A 1,894-nucleotide genomic window follows, 5' to 3' on the forward strand; every position below is an offset into this window, starting at 1 on the left:
TGAGAGGACCTGCCCGGCACCGGTCGGGGCGTTGAAGCTGTCGAAGAACTCGACCAGGTGGCCGGCGCCCCACAGGCGGTCGTTGATGAACGTCGGGGGGAGGGAGATGCTGTGCCCGGTCCGGCCCTTCGACTCGCACTGCGCGTACTGGCCGGCGGAGTCGACGGCGACGACCACGCCGTCGGTGTCCGAGGAGGCGACGGGAGCGCGGACCGCGATCACCGCCTGGTACTGCGACGCCTCGGAGCCCAGGCACGAGCCCAGGATCCCGGCGACGGCCCCGGCCTCGATCGGGGTCGTCGTCGTGCTGGTGACGGTGAAAGCCGCCGGGGGGTGGGGGGAGGCCGGCACGGAGGGGGTGCCTGTGGCGGCCGGCCCCTGCTGTGGTGCCGGTGGGTGTTGTGGCCCCGGCGGGTTCAGCACGGACGGGAGGGTCAGGCACAGGGCCGCCGCGGCGCAGGCCACGGTCGCGCCGAGGGCGTGTCGACGGTGGCGGCGCCGGTCGGCGCGTCTGCGGATCTCCGCAGCGGGCAGGGTCGGTGCCGGCATCTGCGTGCCGAGCAGCCGCAGCCGGTCGTCGAGGCTGTCGTGGACGGGGTCAGACACGGAGCTTTCCTTCCTCGCTGGTCGGGGTCCGGTCGGAGAGTCTGGCCGCGAGCGCGGTCCGGCCGCGGGCGAGGCGGCTCTTGACGGTGCTGATGCCGGCGCCGGTCTCGGCGGAGACCTGCTCGATGGAGAGGTCGCACATGTGGTGCAGGACCAGGGCGATCCGCTGTGCTTCGGGTAGGTCGCGGAGCGCGGTGACCAGCATCAGGTGCTCCTCGGTGGGCGGCTCGACGGTGGACGGTTCGTGGCGGTGGTGGTGTCCGGCCAGGTGCAGGCCCCGGGCGAGGCGCCGCCAGCGGGAGTGGGCCAGCCGCCGGGCCGTGGTCCGGATCCATGCCTCCGGGGCGTTGCCGGGGTCGAAGGTGCGCCTGCGGTCCCAGGCGCGGATGAAGGCCTCCTGGACCACGTCCTGGGCTTCGGACCAGTTGCCGGTTATCGCGTAGAGCTGCCCGGTGAGGCGGGAGAAGGACGCCGCGTAGAACGCGTCGAACTCCTGTGGCGTCATCAAGGGCCTCTCCTCCGGGGCTGTCCGTCAGCTCGCGGCACGGGCGGTGCGCGAGGGAGCACTCCTCGGCCACGGCGGGTCAGCCGTGCGTCCTGGGTGGAGCCTCCCGCCCTGTACGCACGAGCGCCGTCCCAGGGTTACATCGACGGCCTATGACCTGGATCACATGCGCGGGGTGCGACCGGTCGGGCATCGGGAGGCGTACAGGGGCGCGGGCATCAACCGGACGCCCGCAGGAAGGGACACGGATTCATGCGTATCCGCCCGATCATGATCATCACCGCCACCGCCGCGGCCATCGCGACCGCGGGGGGAATGGCCACCGCCGCGACCGGCACCCCCACGGCCACCCCCACGGCCCAGAGCAAGCCCGCCGCCGCGCCGGCCGCCCCTGCCGCGCCGGCCGCCCCGGCCTCCGGCGGCGGCTCGGCCGCGACCGGAGCGACTGCCACCCCGGCGGCCTCCACCGTCACCAGCACGACGACGACCCCGATCGACGCCGGGACCGTCGCCGGGATCCTGGCCTCCTGCCTGGGCTCCGAGGCTTCGCAGTACCAGGCGGTGATCGGGGTCCGCGCTCCCGTCGCCTCGTCGGACACCGACGGCGTGGTCGTCGCCGTCGACTCCGCCGGCCAGTACGTGCAGTGCGAGTCGAAGGGCGACAAGGGCACCAGCATGTCCTCGCCCGCGACGTTCATCAACGACCGCCTGTGGGGCACCGGTCACCTGGTCGAGTTCTTCGACAGCTTCAGCACGCCGGCCGGTGCCGGGCAGGTCCTCTCG

Annotated in this window: 1 protein-coding gene and 2 pseudogenes; 1 reads left to right on the forward strand and 2 read right to left on the reverse strand. The window is 73.5% G+C overall.

Translation table 11 applies throughout. The features are described 5' to 3' along the window. A pseudogene (locus ACFU7Z_RS39160) lies at positions 1–606 on the reverse strand (hypothetical protein); the annotation flags it as partial. Then, positions 599–1,111, reverse strand: coding sequence for a SigE family RNA polymerase sigma factor (locus tag ACFU7Z_RS39165; protein WP_049649167.1), 513 nt, complete (start codon positions 1,109–1,111; stop codon positions 599–601). The gene ACFU7Z_RS39165 and the pseudogene ACFU7Z_RS39160, both read right to left, overlap by 8 nt. A 252-nt stretch (positions 1,112–1,363) precedes the next feature. Between ACFU7Z_RS39165 and ACFU7Z_RS39170 the strand changes: the two are divergent. Then, positions 1,364–1,894 (forward strand): annotated as a pseudogene (locus ACFU7Z_RS39170) (hypothetical protein); the annotation flags it as partial.

This window comes from Kitasatospora sp. NPDC057518 (assembly GCF_042802075.1).
GTDB lineage: Bacteria > Actinomycetota > Actinomycetes > Streptomycetales > Streptomycetaceae > Kitasatospora.

Excerpts from the sequence above, each read along its gene's own strand:
- ACFU7Z_RS39165 (WP_049649167.1), bottom strand. The coding sequence starts at position 1,111 with ATGACGCCACAGGAGTTCGACGCGTTCTACGCGGCGTCCTTCTCCCGC.